The sequence below is a fragment of the Nesterenkonia sp. genome (genome assembly GCF_029265375.1).
Taxonomy (GTDB): Bacteria; Actinomycetota; Actinomycetes; order Actinomycetales; family Micrococcaceae; genus Nesterenkonia.
Genome location: NZ_JAJUJJ010000006.1, coordinates 101,542 through 118,598, shown reverse-complemented (window position 1 = coordinate 118,598; position 17,057 = coordinate 101,542). Strand labels below are relative to the sequence as shown.

Here is a 17,057-nt window from a genome sequence, read left to right as displayed (position 1 = left end):
GGACCCAGCCGTAGCCGTCTGCCAGCTCCACCTCCACCCAGCTACCGTCGGCGTAGGCGGCTCTGACCTCGCGTCCGCCCAGACGCACCTGGTCCTCTGATGTGAGCTCGCCGACCACCTCTAGGTCCTCATGGGGACCGGGGCCGTGCGGGGGTGCGGCGAGGACCTCCACAGGTTCTCCCTGCTCCTGGGCCATCTGATTGATTCCGCGGATGTCCCCCTCTTCGGAAAAGACGCCGTCCTCGACGAGTTCACCCTGCTCGTCAGGGTCGATGCCCTCATCGGCAAGTCGCTCAGCCCCGCCCGGTGCCAGCTCGGCCTCAGGTTTCGCTTCACCTTCTGCGGACTCAGCGGTCTGGTCCTGTGCGGCGGTCTCGCCTGCCGTTTCCTGCGGGGCGGCCGGGTCCTCAGCAGCGCAGCCGCTGAGCAGCAGCAGGGCGGCCGCGCCCAGTCCGATGGGGAAAATGGTGTTCTTCTGCGGGTTCTGCACGATGTGTCTCCCTGGTGGTGTATTCGACGGTGCAGGTGAGCGGGGTCAGAGGCAGAGGCCGTCGTCGGAGACGCCGCGGCGGCACAGCGCGGTGCTCTCCACGTGGTGCAGCTGGTGACCGTGTGCGGTCGGCTCTGCGGTGACGAAGAGTCGGTAGCCGGCCTGAGAATCATCGGCCAGCCCCAGCACGTCCAGACGGTAGAAATCCTCGCCATAGTCCTCCGGGGTGGAGATCAGCGTCCACTCCGGGCCGGGAACTCCCGCCTCCGCGTGCTGCTCGGCGGCGCGCTGGGCCACTGATTCTGCGATGCGCTGGGGGTCCTCGGCGGCAGGCACCTGGTCGGCGTACTCCTCGGTGAGGTCCTCACTGCGGTCGAAGTAGAGCATGGAGCCGCTGCGGCCGGTTTCATACCAGCCGTGTCCCTCGGCCAGCTGGACCTCCGCCCAGGTGCCTTGGCCCTCCAGCGCCGGATGGTTTCGCTCCCGACCGCCCAGCAGCACCGCGTCCAGGGGGCCCAGCTCTCCGACCACCTCAGCTTCGCGGGTCGGAGCTGCCCGTACGGTGAGCGGCTGCTCGCCGGTGAATCCGGCGAATCCCACCTCGGCACCCTCTTCGCTGAAGTAGGTGGGCGCCTCCACGCCGTGGAGAGGCTCGTGGAAGTCGCCCTCATCCATGCGTTCGGCTCCGCCGGGCGGAAGCTGGGTATCCGCGGTGCCGTCCTGATGCGGGGGCTGCTGCTGATCGGCAGTCTCACCAGCGGTGGGGGTCGCCGGCTCGTCCGGAGCGCAGGCGGCCAGTCCCAGCAGGGCGAGGGTCCCGCAGGCGGCGGTGATCCGTACTGTGGTCTGCATTGCATACACCCCGTGGAGGTTCGGCTGGTGATTCCACCGTGGGAAGCGCAGCTGAACACAGCCCCGATGTGCGATTACGGGGGTGTTGCGGATGAGACTCGGTTGGGTCTCAGTCTTCGGCGGCGGCCAGCTGCCCGCAGGCGCCGTCGATCTCCTTGCCGCGGGTATCGCGCAGAGTGGTGGGAACTCCGGCGGCGTTGAGCCGATCGATGAACTCCTGCATCACCTCCGGTTCGGAGGAGGTCCACACTGAGTTGGGGGTCGGGTTCAGCGGGATGGGGTTGACGTGCACCCAGCCGCGACCGCGCGCATTGAGCTTCTCCGCCAGCAGGTCGGCTCTCCAGGGGTGGTCGTTCATGTCTTTGATCAGCGCGTACTCGATGGAGACCCGCCGGCCGGTGGTCTCGTAGTAGTAGCGGGCGGCGTCGATGGCTTCATCAGCCTTCCAGCGGGAATTGACCGGGATGAGCTCGTCGCGCAGATCATCGTCGGGAGCGTGCAGGGACAGCGCAAAGGTGATGGGGAGGTTCTCCTCAGCCAGCTTCTTGATGGCCGGGACCAGTCCCACGGTGGAGACGGTGATGCCGCGGGCACTCATGCCGAGTCCCTCGGGGGCGGGATCGATCATGCGGCGCACTGCGTTCATCACGCGCTTATAGTTGGCCAGCGGCTCCCCCATGCCCATGAACACGATATTGCTCACTCGCTTCGGACCGCTGCGCCCGGGTCCCGGGGCCGCCGGGCTCTGGCCCGGCTGGGAGTCCTGCCCCTCGGCGAAGTCCGTCTCCTCCCCCAGGCCTGCGTGCTCGGTCTCCGCGGCCTGCTCCGCCGCGGTCGGGGCGTCCAGCTCACCCGCAGCGATCACGCGGTTGGCCTGGACGATCTGGTCCACAATCTCCGCAGTGGACATATTGCGGGTCAGCCCGTTCTGCCCGGTGGCGCAGAACGGGCAGTTCATACCGCAGCCGCACTGGCTGGAGATGCACAGGGTGATGCGGTTCTTGTACCGCATCAGCACCGACTCCACCAGGGCGCCGTCGAAGAGCCGCCAGAGGAACTTGATGGTGGCACCGTCGTCGGTGGTCAGCCGCCGCACTTCGGTCAGCAGCGGAGGAAAGAACTCATCGACCAGCTGCTGGCGCGTGTCGGCGGGAAGGTCGGTCATCTGCGCAGGGTCGGAGGTGTAGTGCTGGAAGTAGTGCACGGAGAGCTGCTTGGCGCGGAACCCTGGGATGCCCATCTCCTCAGCCTTGGCGATGCGTTCAGCCAAGGTGAGGTCAGCGAGGTGCTTCGGGGGCTGGGTGACCCGCTTGGACTGGGCGAACTGCAGCTTGGGGCGGCCCTGGGAGTCGAGGGCCTGGCTCCACCCCTCTGCCTGGGGGCGGACCTGCGGGCGGGTGCGGGGAGTGTCAGACATCGCCCCTATTCTCCCATGCCCGCGACTCTGGGTTGTGAGCGGCCTGGATGTCTGAGGCGTCAGGCTCCGGGGCGGCCGCGGCGCCAGTACCCCATGAAGGAGACCTGGTGGCGGCTCAGCCCGACCTCCTTGACCAGGTGGCGGCGCAGGGCGGTGATGACGCCGGCCTCCCCGGCCAGCCACGCGTATTCGACGAAGCCTTCGGGTTCGGAGGTCTCCCAGAGCACCGCCTGCTCATCGACCTCCGGCAGGTCCTGCACGCCTGTCGCCGGGGCGCCCACCGGTGCACCCGGGGTCCACTGGGCGCGGCGGGCGGCGAAGATTTCGGCTCTCCGGGCGCCCCAGCGGCGCACCCGGTCGCTGAGCAGCGCGCCGTGCTCCGCTCCTGCCCGCGGCAGCCATTGGACCTCCACACCGGAGTGTGTACGCACTGCGAGGATGTCCTCGGCCGCGGGGACCTCCAGATAGGCATGACCGGTGTACTGCTCCGGGAGGGCTTCCAACACCGCACAGATGGCGGGGACGGCCGTCTCATCACCGGCCAGCAGCAGATCCCGCGCGGTGCCGGGGGTAAAGTCAATGCCGCCGTCGGGCACCGCCGAGCGCCTGTCGGGTCCGATGATGATCAGTTCCCGCCCCGGTTCTGCTGCAGCGGCCCAGGCCTCCGCCGGACCGGGCTGCTGCGGGCCCTGCTCGGCGTGGAGCACGAAGTCGATGTCCACCTCTGGGACCTCTGGGCGGATCTGGCGCACGGTGTAGGTGCGGATGGGATTGCGCTCCTGCTCGTCGAGCATCCGCCACGCGGTGTACCACTGGCTGACTGGCGGGGCGGGCTCATCCAGCAGACCGATCTCCGGCAGGCTGCCGTCGGCGCGCGGCAGAAAGAGTTTGATGCGCTGATCCCAGGCGGGCGCGCCCCCGGTGCGGGCCCCGGGGACAGTGTGGGCGGCAGGCGAGGGCCCGAAGTTCCGCAGCTGATCGCCGGTCAGGGTGACCCGCAGGAAGTGCGGTGTGAGCCGCTGGGTCCGTGCGACCTGAGTGCGGAAGGCCCGGACGGCCGGATACGGAGACTGTTCCGGCTCAGCTGCTGCCGGCCTGCGCCGCTTCGCCGGGGTATTACGCATTAGGTCACATTATCATGACGAAATCGTCCCGGGAGGCTCAGAGGCGGCGGTGGGTGAACCGGCCGCCGACCATGGTGGCGGCCACCTGCATGCCGCGCAGCTGCTCCGGATCGGTCCGCAGCGGGTCCGCCTCAGTGAGCACCAGGTCGGCACGGTGGCCGGGGCTCAGCCGCAGCGGGCTGCGCGTGCTGGCGGCCAGAGCTTCATCCACGGTGATGCGCTGCTCGGGGTGCCAGGGGCTGCGGCCGTCGCGGCTGCGGGTGACCGCTGCGGCGATCTGGATCCAGGGATCCAGCGGCGAGACGGGAGCGTCCGAGCCCATGCGCAGCTGTGCGCCGGCGTCCAGCAGGGAGCGCAGCATGAAGGCTCGGTCGGTGCGGCCGGACCAATAGAGGTCGGCGACGTCGCGGTCATCCATGGCGTGTTCGGGCTGCACGCTGGCGATCAGACCCAGCCGGGCGAAGCGGGCGACGTCCTCGGTGCGCAGCAGCTGGGCGTGCTCGACGGCGCCGGTCATGCCCAGCGCCTCGAAGGTGTTGAGCACTTCGGTGTTGGCGCGGTCGCCGATGGCGTGGATGGCCGCACCGATCCCGGCATCGCGGGCGGCGGTCATCAGCCCGGCGAGCTGCTCGATGGGAACTGCTTCCATTCCGCAGCGGTGGTGGTGGCCCTCCGGCAGGCCCGGATAGGGGTCCCAGCACCAGGCGGTGCGGGTGTTCAGCGAGCCGTCCACAATGACCTTCAGCGGCCCCATGGTGATCAGCCCGCCCTCATCCAGCACGTCTCCGGTGGACAGGCCGGCGGCGATGACGGCGTCGAGCTTGTCCGGCCAGGCAGAGACCTCCACCCGCAGCTGGTCCACCCCGGCTGCCACGCGCTCGGGCCACAGCCGGGTGTTCTCATCGTTTTCGAACTCGATGATGCCCACCACCCCGCGGGCGGCAGCCGCTTCAGCGGCGCGGCGGTAGTCGGCGGGGGTGAGATCCGAGGCGGAGTCGAGCTTTTCCAGCACAGCGAATGCCTCGGTCTCACGCAGCAGTCCGGTGGAGTCGCTGACGACGCCGAACTGCTGCTGTGCGGCGCTGCTGACCCAGACGCAGTGCAGATCTGCGCTGACCAGCACCGCCGGCACTGTGCCGGCGGCGGCGTCGAGAGCCTGAAGGCTGGGCGGCTGCGGCCACAGCCCATCGCGGAACCCGAATCCGATCAGCTGCCGCCCTTCCGGGGTGCCCGCGGCCGCCTCGGCGACCAGCTCGAGTGCCTGCTCGGCAGTGGTCGCCCCAGTGAGGTCCAGCCGCTGCTGCTGCATGACCCACTGGGTGAAGTGGACGTGGTGGTCCCACAGCCCCGGCAGCAGGGTGCGGCCGTCGGCGTGGACCACCTCCGCTGCCGCGGAGGCCCGGATGCTGCCAGCGGGCTGGATCTGCGCTATGGACCCCTCGGCGATCCGGACGTCCACCGGGTCTGCTGAACCGGGGGGGAGCGCCTCAGAGATGAGGATCTCGGCCTCGCCGCGACTGGGCTGGGTCACCGCTCAGACTCCTTTCTGCCCGAGGTTCAGGGCCTCGGCGTTGATACTCTCCATACGGTCGGCCAGCCCGGGGTGGGCGTAGGGCCCGGAGCCGCGCAGCTCGGCGATGATGCGTTCAATAGTTGCTGCCGGCTTGTTCTGGCTCATCTTCTCCTTGGCCTCGAACCGGTTCACGCGCATGCGGAAGCCGACAGTGCCGGCGGCCAGCCGGGCCGCCAGCTCAGCGCTGGCCTCTGTGGCATGCAGCAGCTGAGGGTTGTCCAGATGCTGCTCGAAGTGCTCCACCAGGGCGTCGAGCACCTCAAGGTTCTGCTGGTCCCCCAGGATCTCCGGCCTGCCGTGCAGGTGCGCGACGGCGAAGTTCCACGTCGGCACGCTGGGCTGCTCCTGGTACCACCCCGGCGAGATATAGCCATGAGGTCCCTGGATGACCACCAGCATCGGATGCTGGCCGAGCTGGTGCTTCTCCTCGTCGGGACGGCCCACGTGAGAGAGCAGCACGATGGCCTCGGCGTCCTCCTCCAGCAGCACCGGGTAGTGGCTGGCCACCAAGCCGTGCTCAGGCACGTGGCTGATGAAGGTGGCCCAGGAATTGTCCCGGATGAGCTGCTTGACCGCCTCGGCGTCGTCGACCGCGAAGCTGGGATTGTCGCGCATGGATCCCACTATGGCACGGCAGGCCGGGGGTTGCAGTCAGCTCTGGGTGCGCAGCCGCTGGGCCAGCTGGTGGAAGGCGGGGCTGGGGTTGCCGAAGCGGTGCAGCGTCATAGACACTGCCTGCTCCTTGACCCAGTAGCGCAGCTCCACGCGTCCGGAGGCGGTGACCGGGTCGTCCAGCAGCGCGATCTCCGGATGCGGAGCCGCTGCAGCGAACAGCTGGGAAGAGGCGGTGCCCAGCACCCGGATCCGGGCGCTGCCACGGTGGGTGAACTCCCCTGCAGAGAGCTTCTCCGCGAAGGTCTCCTCGCTGTGGCGTCCGGTGCGTTCGGCCAGCTGGCCGGCGAGCTTGGCCGCCTTGGCTGTGGTTTTCTCCGCGTCCGGGTCAAGCGAGAGGTCGAAGGTGGTGCCTGCCCGCTGAGCCGCCAGCACGGCCCGGATCACATCGCGGGCCCGCGCATCGGCGCTGACCCGAAGCAGCACGTGCTGGGGGAGATAGCGGAAGATGTTGGCCTCGGCCTTCAGCCTTGTGTGGTCGGCTGGGCGTCCGAACTCGGCGTCCCACCAGGTGTCATCAGACCGGGAGGCGGTCTTCAGCCAGGCGTAGTCCTGCTGGGAGATCCACCCTTTCTCCAGGGCGGTGTCCATGATCCGGCGAGCCGTGCTTCCCTCCTCCGGCGGGGCGCTCTGAGCGGCCTGAGCGATGTCCAGCTGGTCCTCCCAGGTGCCGAAGAGCATCACGTAGTTGGGTCCGCCGGCCTTGGACCCGAGGCCCACAGAGGACTTCTTCCATCCGCCGAAGGACTGCCGCTGAACGATCGCACCGGTGATGCCCCGGTTGACGTAGGCGTTGCCGACCTCTACCTGCTCAAGCCACTGCTCCACTTCAGCGGCCTGCAGAGAGTGGATGCCTCCGGTGAGGCCGTAGTCCACCTGGTTCTGCAGCTCGATGGCCTCCTGAAGGTTCTTTGCCTGCATCAGTCCCAGCACCGGGCCGAAAACTTCGGTGAGGTGGAAGAAGCTTCCCGGGGCGACCCCGGTCTTGATGCCGGGGCTCCACAGGCGTCCGGTGTCGTCGAGCTGCCGGGGCTCCAGCAGCCAGGACTCGCCGGGCTCCAGGGTGGTCAGGGCCCGGCGCAGCTTCTCACTGGGCGGTTCGGTCAGCGGCCCCACGGTGGCTGAGAGGTTCTGCGGCCAGTCCACCACCAGCGACTTCGCAGCATCCACCAGCTGGCGGCGGAAGCGCTCGGATTCGTAGACGCTGCCCACCAGGATTCCCAAGGAGGCGGCTGAGCACTTCTGGCCAGCGTGCCCGAAGGCGGACTGCACCAGGTCTGCCACGGCCAGGTCCCGGTCGGCGGAGGGGGTCACCACCAGCGCGTTCTTACCGGAGGTCTCAGCGTTGATGGTCAGCTCCGGCTTCCAGGAGCGGAACAGCGCGGCGGTCTCGGAGGCCCCGGTGAGGATGACTCGGTCGATGCCGGGATGGGCGACGAGCTTCTTTCCTGCCTCCCCCTCGAAGGGGTAGACGCCGTGCAGCACCTCACGCGGCACTCCGGCATCCCACAGGGCCTGCAGAATGCCCATAGAGCAGTGCGGGGTGGGCTGGGAGGGTTTGTGGATGACGGAGGCTCCGGCGGCCAGGGCGGCGAAGGTGCCTCCGGCCGGGATCGCCAGCGGGAAGTTCCACGGCGGGGTGATCAGCACCAGCCGGTCGGGGGTGAACCGGGCGTGGCCCACCTCCTCCAGGCGCAGGGCGCTGTGAGCGTAGTAGCGGGCGAAGTCAATCGCCTCAGAAACCTCAGGGTCGCTCTGCTGGATGGATTTTCCCGCCTCGGCCGCCGCCAGCGAGATGAGGTGACCGCGCCGGGCGGCGAGCAGGTCGGCCGCGCGGTAGAGGATCGCGGCGCGCTCAGCTGCCGGGCGGGCGGCCCATTCTTCTGCGGCGTCGCGGGCCTGGGCGATCAGCGGATCCAGCTGCTCTACGGTGACAGTCTCAGGCACCGGCTGGCCCTCCAGCCAGTCCTCGGTGGCCCGTTCGATGACCTGCTCGGCCCAGCGCTGATTGGGCTCCAGCGCCGGATTGGTGTCCGGCTCGTTGCGGAACTCAGGCAGCTGATCTGCCGCGTAGTCGTCGTCGGGGTCGGCATCGGCGTCGGCATCCTCTTCGGCGAGCCGGTCCTGCCGGTGGTTGGGGCCCGGCGGGGTCTCGCCGTGTTCGGCCAAGATTTGCTGGAGGGTCTCCACAGAGGCGCGGAAGCGTGCCTCTTCGAGCCGGAAGGTCTCCCCGCCGTCGGTGAGGTCGAAGATTCCGGACATGAAGTTCTCCCGGTGGGCGTTCTCCTCCAGCCGGCGCACCAGATAGGAGATGGCCACGTCGAACTCTTCGGGACGCACCGCCGGCACGTAGAGCAGCAGCTGGCCGACATCGCCCCGGACGGCCTCGGCCTGCTCGACGGCCATGCCCTGGAGCATCTCGAACTCCAAGCGTTCGGTGTGCTCGGTGTTGTGCACGCCGCGTTCGATGCCCAGCAGGTGGGCGAAGGCGATGTCGAACAGATTGTGGCCGGCCACCCCGAGCCGCACCCCGCGCATCCGCTCTTCGGTGAGCAGCCAGTGCAGCACTCGCTTGTAGTTGGCATCGGTGGCCTGCTTGGACTCGCAGGTGACTACCGGCCAGCCGTGGATCTCCGCGTGGACCTGCTCCATGGCGAGGTTGGCGCCCTTGACCAGCCGGATCTTGATTCCGGCTCCGCCGGCGTCGACGCGGGCGTTGGCGAATTCGGTGAGCTCCTGGACCGCTGCCAGCGCATCCGGAAGATAGGCCTGAACCACGATGCCGGCCTCGTAGTTCTTCATCTCCGGCATCGACAGCAGCCGTTTGAACACGGCGATGGTCAGCCGCAGGTCGCGGTACTCCTCCATGTCCAGGTTGATGAGCTTGGTTCCGGCCGGGGCCGCTGCGGCCTCGGTGTAGAGGGGCACCAGCCGCTGCACCACATAGTCGACCGTCTCCTCGAAGCCCCACATGGAGATCTGGCTGGCGATCGAGCTGCCCTTGATGGAGACGTAGTCGACGTCGTCGCGACGCAGCAGGCGCAGAGTGTCCTCAAGGTGCTTGTCGGCCTCATCTTCGCCCAGGACGGCCTCGCCCAGCAGGTTGATGTTCAGCCGATTCCCCTGCTTGCGGATGGTCTGGACCGCTTTGCCGAACTGCTTGTCGCGGGCATCGACCACCATATGGCCGACCATCTGGCGCATGCGCCGGCGGGCGGCGGGGACCACGACGTCGGGCAGCATCCGGCCCAGCGCGGAGCCAGCCTGGATCTGAGCCAGATCCAGTGCCGCCAGAGTGTCCGGGGCCAGATCTCCCAGCTCGTGCAGGGCCGCGGCGGCGGCTTTGGTGTCTTCGGTGCGGATCACGCGGTCGACGAATCCCACGGTGAAGTCCAGTCCGGTGGGGTGGGACAGCACTGCGGAGAGCCGTTCGGCGGCCTTGCCGGCAGAGCCGCGACGGCGCGCGGGGGCCTGCTCGGTCTGCTGCAGCCATGCCGAGACCTGCTCCACGGCGGCGTCGGCGAGACGGTCCAGGTCTGCCTCGCCGGTGGTACGGCCGGTCGGTGCAGCGGTGGTGCTCTCAGTCATCGTCCTGCTCCTTCAGCGGTGGTCTGCGGTGCGGCGGCTGCGCGGCGGCTCCTCAGTGCCGGGCGGGCCTGCCCACGATCTGCCACCAGTGTGTGACCTTCGGCACGTCGGGGAGAAGCCCGTCAAGGTCTCTGACCGACGCGGTTGAGTCAAAATGCCATACTGGGGGGATGTCCCAGACTCCCCGCGGTCGCCCGCGTATGCAGGAGACCGCCGATGACATTGTGGCCAGCGTGCTGGCCACCGCCGGAGCCCGGGTGAGCACCGGGGACTTCTCGACCCGCCGGATCGCACAGCTGACGGGGCTGAGTCAGACCCTGGTCTCCCGGGCGGTCCGGCGTATCCGGGGCGGAGGAGCTCCGCAGCCCCCCGTCGGTGGCGGCAGCACGGTCCGGAGGCAGCTGGTGCGGCTGCGGGTGGAGTATCCGCGGATCGTGCTGGCTGCGGCTCCGGAGCCGATGAGCGGCGCGATGACCGGGGAGTCCCCGCACGCGGCAGGGCCCCGGCATGCTGTGCAGCGCCGGGCAGCCGCGGTGATGGCTGCTCTGTGGGTATCCGGTGCCGCGGCCTGGCGGGCTGAGGCCCAGGATGCTTCCCCGGAGCCGCTGAGACCGCCGACCCCGGGGGCCGCGCAGGTGGTCTGGGATCCGGCCGCTGGTCAGTGGGAGGACTTCTTGGCCGCAGCGGCAGAGCTGCTCCGGGACTGCACGTTCAGTGCTGAGGCGATCCCCGGGCAGCTGCTGGACCTGCTGGCGCGGCGTGCCGGACAGGGACTGCACGGCGTGGACTTCATCCGCAGCAGTGCGCAGCCGGGACGCTATGAGCAGGTTTTTGACTCACATCCTCTGGCGGTGGCGGAGTATCCGGCCCCCGGTCGCTCCGCGGCCAGCCGCTGGCTTCCGCGCACCGCGCTCTCTGCCACCGAGCAGATCGCGGTGGCGCTGCGCAAGGAGATGATCAGCCAGGGGTTCGGGGCCGGTGACCGGATTGTGCCGGCTCATTTCGCCCGGCGGCTGCGGCTGCCGGCGGGCGCGGTCCGCACCGCTATGCGTCAGCTCGCCGATGACGGCCTGCTGGACTCCTCCGGGTCTGGGTTCCGGGTTCCCAGCCTCTCCGGAACGGATGTGGTGGACCTCTATGCGGCGCGGCTGCAGGTCGGCACGGTGATCCTGCGCGGCTGTGCGGCTCAGCCGCGGCACCGGCTGCTGCCTGCCAGGCTGGCGCTGGGGGCGTTGGAAGCAGCCGCGCGGCAGGGCAGCCGGGCGGATGTGGGAGAGGCGGATCTGCGGTTCCAGCAGGAGCTGGCGGACGCGTCCGGTCTGCAGCAGTCGGCGCGCAGCTTCCACGCGCTGACGCTGCGGCTGCGCATGTTCATCTCAGTGCTGCAGCTGGACTACTCCCCTGCGGTGGACCGGCTGGTCGGCGACGGCAGACGGCTGCTGAGCGCGGTGCTGGAGCAGCGCGGGGAGGACGCGGTCAGGATCTGGCGCAGCAAGCTCGACGACGCGGTGCGGCACATGTCAGCCCTGGCCCCGGACACCTTCGACGCGGCGCTGTGGGCCCGGCTCACCCGCTGACCCGTGAGGCGGCCCAGGCTCCGGCGATGATCAGCCCGCAGCCGGCGAGCTGCCACACGGTGGGGATCTGTCCCAGCAGGGCAGCTCCCAGGATCAGCGCAAACACTGCGGTGAGCAGCTGCAGCGCACTGGTGAGGTTCTCCGGCAGAGACGTCATCGCAATGTTGAAGCACAGATAGGTGATCACCTGTCCGATCAGCGCAATCGCGGCGAACCACGCCAGGTCGGTGAGATTCTCCGGCGCCTGCAGCCGTCCGCTGAGCAGCGCGGCAACCAGGGTGGTCAGTCCTGCTGACAGGCAGACCAGTGTGAGCACCGCGCAGGGTGCCGGCCGTACCGCGGTGGGGGCCGATCGGCGGATGATGCTCAGGTAGAGCGCGTACCCCACCCCGGCGGCCAGGCCGGCGAGCACTCCGCCCCACTGCAGCGGTCCGGGGTCGAAGGCTCCGCCGGCCAGCGCAACACCCAGCAGCATCGCCGGAGCCACTGCGAGCATCAGCTTCGGCGGCCGGGTCCCTTCGATCAGCCACGCCAGCAGCGGGACCACCACAATCTGGATATTGATCAGCACCGTAGCCAGTCCCGCCCCGATGAGCAGGATGGAGGTGTTGTAGAACCCGTAGTCCACCCCCAAGGCCGTCCCGGCCAACACAGCCAGGATCACTGTGCGCGGCGGAAGTGCGGCGCGCACTTCGGTGCGGCGCAGCTCCCACACCACCACCGGGGCCAGCATGGGCACCGCCAGCAGGCACCGCCAAGCCGCGGTGCTCAGCGGGTCTGCTCCGAAGGCTGAGATCATCAGGGCCGCCGCGGCCAGGCTGAAGGTGCCCAGCAGCATCAGCGCTGTTCCGCGGGCGGAGGTGGTCACCCGCTCATCGTAGGACGCTGCCCGGGGCGCCGTCCCGGAATGCTGCTGTTAGTCTCACGGTATGGATATCCGGATCGCCGCCTACGCCGTGATCACCGATGAGGCCGGCAGAATGCTGCTGCCGCACTGGCGTGCGGAGGGAATCGGCGGCTGGACGCTGCCCGGCGGCGGACTCGACCCCGGAGAGGACCCGGCCGACGCGGTGGTGCGGGAGGTGTTCGAAGAGTCCGGATACCGGTGCCGGGTGGTTGAGCTGCTGGGGATCGACAATCTGGTGATTCCCGGGCACCGGCGGCTCGGCTCCTCAGGCCGGCAGGGTGTGGCCCTGCAGAATCTGCGCATCCTCTACCGGGCGGAGGTCACCGGCGGCAGTCTCCGGGTGGAGCAGGACGGCTCCACCGACGACGTCGGCTGGTTCACCGCTGATGAGATCGAGGATCTGCACCGAGTCTCCTTGGTCGATCTCGGCCGCCGGCTGGCCGGTCTGCTGCCTGCGCCCGCCTCCGCCCATACCGCCTGATCACCCGGACTGATCCAGCAGCGGCAGAATCGAGTCCAGGATCTCTGCGAGCACCGGCAGCAGGGAGACCACCAGCAGCGCGGCCATCACCAGATTGAAGATGCGCAGCTGCCGCGGTGTGGAGAGGAACCGGCCGGCACCGACTCCCAGCATCACCCACGTCAGGGTGCAGGGAAGCCCGACGGCGGCCGCCACGGCGGCGATGGTCAGCACCTCGGCCAGAAACGAGCTCCAGAATCCGGTGTAGGCGGTCAGGGCGGCGATCGCCAGTGTCCACGCCTTGGGGTTGACCAGTTGGAAGAACGCCATCTGCAGCACACCCGGGGGCCTGCCCTCCCGGCGAGCTTTCAGGTCGGTGGGGCCGGTGGCGATCTTCCACGCCAGCCAGAGCAGATAGGCCGCACCTACTGGCCGCAGCGCGTCCAGCACCCAGGGCCACTGGGCCAGCAGCCCGCCCAGACCCAGGCCGACCACCACAATCATGAGCGGAAACCCGGTGTTGATCCCGGCCACCGCCGGCAGGGTGCGCCGAAATCCGAAGGCGGCACCGGAGGCCAGCACAATGGTGTTGTTCGGCCCGGGAGTGCCGGAGCCGGCGATGATGAACAGGATCAGCGAGAGTATCGGCACAGTGTGAACCTACTCCTGAAGGCCCTCTGAGCGTGAAACGGCCCGCCATATGGACAGGGCCGTGGCCCCGAGCAGAGTCGCTGATTACGATGGCGGCATGAGGATCACACATCTGGGACATGCATGTCTGCTGGTGGAGGCCGCGGGCACGCGGGTGCTGATCGATCCTGGCAGCTTCAGCGACCAGTGGCACCGGCTGCAGCAGCTCGACGGCATCCTGATCACTCATCAGCATCCCGACCATGTGGATCCGGAGCATGCTCCGGCACTTGTGGAGGCCAATCCTGGTGCCCAGGTGGTCACCGCGGAGGATGTTCACCAGGCGGTGGAGCTGCCCGGCGCCCAGGCTCTGGGTCCCGGAGAGCAGTTCACGCTGGGCAGCTTCGAGGTGGAGACTGTCGGGGGCCAGCACGCGGTGATCCATGACGACATCCCGCGCATCCGGAACCTGGGCTATCTGCTGCGCGCCGCAGGCGAACCGGTGCTCTTCCACCCCGGGGATGCGCTGGATGCTGCCCCTGAGGGGGTGGATGTGCTGGCTCTTCCCCTGATGGGGCCGTGGGCGGCGATGAAGGAGCACGTGGATTTCGTCCGTGCGCTGCAGGTTCCCCCGCACAGCATCCCGATCCATGATGAGCTGCTCTCTGACCGGGGCCGGGGGCTGCTGAGCCGGCAGATCGCCCAGCTGACCGGAACCGAGATCGTCTCCCAGCGCGGAGGGGCGAGCCGGGAATTCTGAACCAGAACCCCGCTCAGCTGCGCGCTGCGGCGTCGGCCCTGCTGTGCCCGAAGCGGCGCAGGCGCAGCGAGTTCGCCACCACGCTCAGTGAGCTGAGCACCATGGCCGCTCCGGCGAGCATCGGGTTGAGCAGCCCCAGCGCTGCCAGCGGTATGGCAGCGGTGTTGTAGAGAAAAGCCCAGAAGAGATTCTCCCGGATGGTGCCCAAGGTGCGCCGGGCAAGCCGCAGCGCCTGGGGGACACTGCGCAGATCCCCTCGGATGATGGTGATGTCGGCGGCTTCGATGGCCACATCGGTGCCGGTGCCCATGGCGATGCCCAGATCGGCCTGGGCCAGGGCGGCGGCATCGTTGACGCCGTCACCCACCATTGCCACGGCTTTCCCCTCGGCCTGGAGCTGCTGGATGGCGGCGACCTTGTCCTGCGGCAGCGCCTCGGCGATGACCTCGGTGATTCCCACCGCTGCGGCCACCCGGTGGGCGGCCCCCGTGTTGTCCCCGGTCAGCAGCACCGGGGTCAGGCCCATCCGGCGCAGCTGGGCCACAGCCTCCCCTGAGGATTCTTTGACCGTGTCTCCGGCGATCAGCACGCCGGCGAAGTCGCCGTCGACTGCCACCAGAACCGGAGTGCTGCCCTGACGCTCTGCTCTGCTGAGCAGCGGTTCGATGTCGGCTGGGAGCTCAACTTCGAGCATCTGCAGCAGACCGCGGCGGCCTACGGCGACCTGGTGGCCCTCCACCACCCCGGTGACTCCGCGGCCCTGGTGGTTGGTGAACTCAGACGGCGTCGGCAGTGTGCCCCGGCGTGAACCCAGGGACTCACGCGCTGCGTTGGTGATGGACCGGGCCACCGGATGTTCGGAGGCTGATTCCAGGGCCCCGGCCAGTCGCAGCAGCTGCTCGTCCCGGTGGGTGTCCGTGATCGCCCAGGAGCGGGCCGAGTGGACTGCCGCCAGCTGCATCGCTCCGGTAGTCACCGTGCCGGTCTTGTCCAGCAGCACAGTGTCGATGCCGCGCGAGGACTCCAGCACCTCGGGTCCGCGGATAAGGATGCCCTGCTGCGCACCGCGGCCGGTGCCCACCAGCAGTGCGGTGGGCGTGGCCAGGCCCAGCGCGCAGGGGCAGGCGATGATCAGCACCGCAACGGCCGCGGTGAACGCGGACTCGGCCGGCGCTCCGGACAGCAGCCACACGCACAGGGTGACCAGTGCAATGACCAGCACAGCGGGCACAAAGACGGAGGAGATTCGGTCCGCCAGACGCTGCACCTCGGCCTTGCCGGACTGCGCCTGCTCCACCAGGGCCGCCATCTGCGCCAGCTGGGTATCGGCTCCGATGCGGGTCGCGCGGACTACCAGCCGTCCGGAGGTGTTGATGGTGGCTCCGGTCACCGCATCGCCGACGGCCACTTCGACAGGCACCGACTCCCCGGTGAGCATGGATACATCGACGGCCGATGCTCCGGAGACCACCACGCCGTCGGTGGCGATCTTCTCCCCGGGGCGGACCAGGAACTCGTCTCCGACTCTCAGTTCGGCGATGGCAACGCTGCGCTCTTCTCCCCCGCTGAGCACAGTGGCCTCCTTGGCGCCCATGCTCAGCAGGGAGCGCAGGGCCCGGCCGGCCGATGCTTTGGAGCGCTTCTCGAAGAACCGGCCCAGCAGCAGGAAGCTGGTCACCGCCGTGGCCACCTCGAAGTACACATTGGCCGTGCCGCTGCTGGTTCCGCCGAGCCAGTAGGGTTCGGAGAACAGGCTGAAGGCGTGCCGCATCTGGGGGTCTCCGGCCGGGCCGGTCAGCAGCGCGTAGACCGACCAGCCCAGGGCTGCGAGGGTCCCCAAAGAGATCAGGGTGTCCATAGTGGCGGTGCCGTGACGGGCGTTGAGCACCGCTGCACGGTGAAAGGGCCACCCGGCCCACAGCACCACCGGCAGGCTCAGCGCCAGGGACACCCACGTCCAGTAGTCGAACTGGGCAGCCGGCACCATGGCCCACAGCACCACCGGGACGGACAGGACCGCGGCGATGATGAGGCGTCGGCGCAGCAGCACCAGATCATGGTCGGCCTGCTCCTGGGAAGCCTCGGCCTGCGGGATCTCCGCCCGGTAGCCGGTCTTCTCCACAGTGGCGATCAGCTGCTCGACCAGCTGCTGACGGTCGGCCACGTCCTGCGCAGAGATCCATGCTTTCTCCGTGGCGTAGTTGACGGTGGCGCTGACCCCCTCAAGGCGGTTGAGCTTCTTCTCCACCCGCTGGGCGCAGGCGGCGCAGGTCATTCCGCCGATCTGCAACTCGAGGCGCTCGTCTGTGGGCCGCGCGGCGCGGGTCATGAGCGAGGCTGGGCCTGGTAGCCGGCTTCGTCCACCGCGGCGAGCACATCCGCCTCAGACACTGTCGCGCCGTCGGCGAGGGTGAGGACCAGACTGCCGTCGTCGGCGCTGACGGAGACCTCGGTGACACCCGGCAGCACCGAGACCTCCTCTCGGACGGCCGCTTCGCAGTGGGAGCAGGACATTCCGGTCACGGTGTAGTGCAGTGTCTGAGTCATAGCTGTGCGCCTTCGGTCATAAGGGTGCGGTGTGTGCGGCTTTCAACCGCCTGCGCACCACTATACCCCCATAGGGTATATTTCTGTCTATGGACTCCTCCCATGGCTATATGAGCGATAAGGACAAGTACCTGGCCCGCCTGCGCCGCATCGAGGGCCAGGCCCGTGGTGTGCACCGCATGGTGGATGAGGACGCCTACTGCATCGACATCCTGACCCAGATCAGCGCTATGACCTCCGCACTGGAGAATGTGGCGCTGGCACTGCTGGACGATCACCTCAAGCACTGTGTCGCCAACGCGGTCAGCAGCGGCGGTGAGGAGGCCGAGCAGAAGATCCGCGAGGCCAGCGCGGCCGTTCAGCGGCTGGTCAAGTCCTGAGGGGTCGGCCGGCAGGCGACCCTTGCCGCGCACAGACGATCAGTGGTTGTGGTCATCCTCGTGGTCGTGGCGGGACTCTT

Annotated in this window: 14 protein-coding genes and 1 pseudogene; 4 read left to right on the top strand and 11 right to left on the bottom strand. The window is 68.8% G+C overall.

Annotation, left to right across the window (positions count from 1 at the left end; all coding sequences use genetic code 11):
* The 7 genes and pseudogenes from Q1K09_RS04200 to Q1K09_RS04170 form a co-directional block, all read right to left on the bottom strand.
* A pseudogene (locus tag Q1K09_RS04200) lies at nucleotides 1-490 on the bottom strand (hypothetical protein); the annotation flags it as partial.
* Between the two features lie 45 nt (nucleotides 491-535).
* Nucleotides 536-1,342 carry a hypothetical protein gene (locus Q1K09_RS04195; protein WP_300343519.1) on the bottom strand — a complete coding sequence of 269 codons (807 nt, stop codon included), beginning with the start codon at nucleotides 1,340-1,342 and terminating at the stop codon, nucleotides 536-538.
* Nucleotides 1,343-1,451: 109 nt separating this feature from the next.
* Nucleotides 1,452-2,759, bottom strand: coding sequence for a 23S rRNA (adenine(2503)-C(2))-methyltransferase RlmN (gene rlmN, locus Q1K09_RS04190; RefSeq protein WP_300343517.1), 1,308 nt, complete (start codon nucleotides 2,757-2,759; stop codon nucleotides 1,452-1,454).
* 59 nt (nucleotides 2,760-2,818) lie between these two features.
* Nucleotides 2,819-3,883, bottom strand: coding sequence for a siderophore-interacting protein (locus tag Q1K09_RS04185; RefSeq protein WP_300343516.1), 1,065 nt, complete (start codon nucleotides 3,881-3,883; stop codon nucleotides 2,819-2,821).
* A gap of 37 nt (nucleotides 3,884-3,920) precedes the next feature.
* Nucleotides 3,921-5,414, bottom strand: a complete 1,494-nt coding sequence (locus Q1K09_RS04180) for an amidohydrolase family protein (protein WP_300343514.1) — start codon at nucleotides 5,412-5,414, stop codon at nucleotides 3,921-3,923.
* Nucleotides 5,415-5,417: 3 nt separating this feature from the next.
* Nucleotides 5,418-6,071 carry an FMN-binding negative transcriptional regulator gene (locus tag Q1K09_RS04175; protein WP_300343512.1) on the bottom strand — a complete coding sequence of 218 codons (654 nt, stop codon included), beginning with the start codon at nucleotides 6,069-6,071 and terminating at the stop codon, nucleotides 5,418-5,420.
* A 36-nt stretch (nucleotides 6,072-6,107) separates the two neighbouring features.
* A complete protein-coding gene (locus Q1K09_RS04170) occupies nucleotides 6,108-9,716 on the bottom strand; it encodes a bifunctional proline dehydrogenase/L-glutamate gamma-semialdehyde dehydrogenase (protein ID WP_300343510.1) in 3,609 nt (1,202 codons plus the stop codon).
* A 170-nt stretch (nucleotides 9,717-9,886) separates the two neighbouring features.
* Between Q1K09_RS04170 and Q1K09_RS04165 the strand changes: the two genes are divergently transcribed.
* Entirely contained in the window at nucleotides 9,887-11,293 is a 1,407-nt protein-coding gene (locus tag Q1K09_RS04165) for an FCD domain-containing protein (protein ID WP_300343508.1), read from the top strand.
* On the opposite strand, the gene Q1K09_RS04160 is transcribed toward Q1K09_RS04165, so the two are convergent.
* Nucleotides 11,283-12,161, bottom strand: a complete 879-nt coding sequence (locus Q1K09_RS04160; RefSeq protein ID WP_300343506.1) for a DMT family transporter — start codon at nucleotides 12,159-12,161, stop codon at nucleotides 11,283-11,285. The two genes, Q1K09_RS04165 and Q1K09_RS04160, sit on opposite strands and share 11 nt — an antisense overlap.
* 61 nt (nucleotides 12,162-12,222) lie before the next feature.
* On the opposite strand from Q1K09_RS04160, the gene Q1K09_RS04155 reads away from it, so the two are divergent.
* Nucleotides 12,223-12,681, top strand: a complete 459-nt coding sequence (locus tag Q1K09_RS04155) for an NUDIX domain-containing protein (protein WP_300343504.1) — start codon at nucleotides 12,223-12,225, stop codon at nucleotides 12,679-12,681.
* On the opposite strand, the gene Q1K09_RS04150 is transcribed toward Q1K09_RS04155, so the two are convergent.
* The gene (locus tag Q1K09_RS04150; protein WP_300343503.1) at nucleotides 12,682-13,311 is read right to left on the bottom strand and encodes a LysE family translocator; all 630 of its coding nucleotides are present in this window, start codon (nucleotides 13,309-13,311) and stop codon (nucleotides 12,682-12,684) included. It lies immediately after the preceding gene.
* Between the two features lie 97 nt (nucleotides 13,312-13,408).
* On the opposite strand from Q1K09_RS04150, the gene Q1K09_RS04145 reads away from it, so the two are divergent.
* Nucleotides 13,409-14,050 carry an MBL fold metallo-hydrolase gene (locus Q1K09_RS04145; RefSeq protein ID WP_300343501.1) on the top strand — a complete coding sequence of 214 codons (642 nt, stop codon included), beginning with the start codon at nucleotides 13,409-13,411 and terminating at the stop codon, nucleotides 14,048-14,050.
* Nucleotides 14,051-14,063: 13 nt separating this feature from the next.
* Here Q1K09_RS04145 and Q1K09_RS04140 read toward each other — a convergent pair whose 3' ends face one another.
* Entirely contained in the window at nucleotides 14,064-16,379 is a 2,316-nt protein-coding gene (locus Q1K09_RS04140) for a heavy metal translocating P-type ATPase (RefSeq protein WP_300343499.1), read from the bottom strand.
* Nucleotides 16,376-16,597: a heavy-metal-associated domain-containing protein gene (locus tag Q1K09_RS04135; RefSeq protein ID WP_300343497.1), complete on the bottom strand. Its 222-nt coding sequence runs from the start codon at nucleotides 16,595-16,597 to the stop codon at nucleotides 16,376-16,378. Before Q1K09_RS04135 ends, Q1K09_RS04140 begins: the two co-directional genes overlap by 4 nt.
* An 89-nt stretch (nucleotides 16,598-16,686) precedes the next feature.
* Between Q1K09_RS04135 and Q1K09_RS04130 the strand changes: the two genes are divergently transcribed.
* The gene (locus Q1K09_RS04130) at nucleotides 16,687-16,977 is read left to right on the top strand and encodes a metal-sensitive transcriptional regulator (protein ID WP_300343496.1); all 291 of its coding nucleotides are present in this window, start codon (nucleotides 16,687-16,689) and stop codon (nucleotides 16,975-16,977) included.
* Nucleotides 16,978-17,057: the final 80 nt, after the last annotated feature.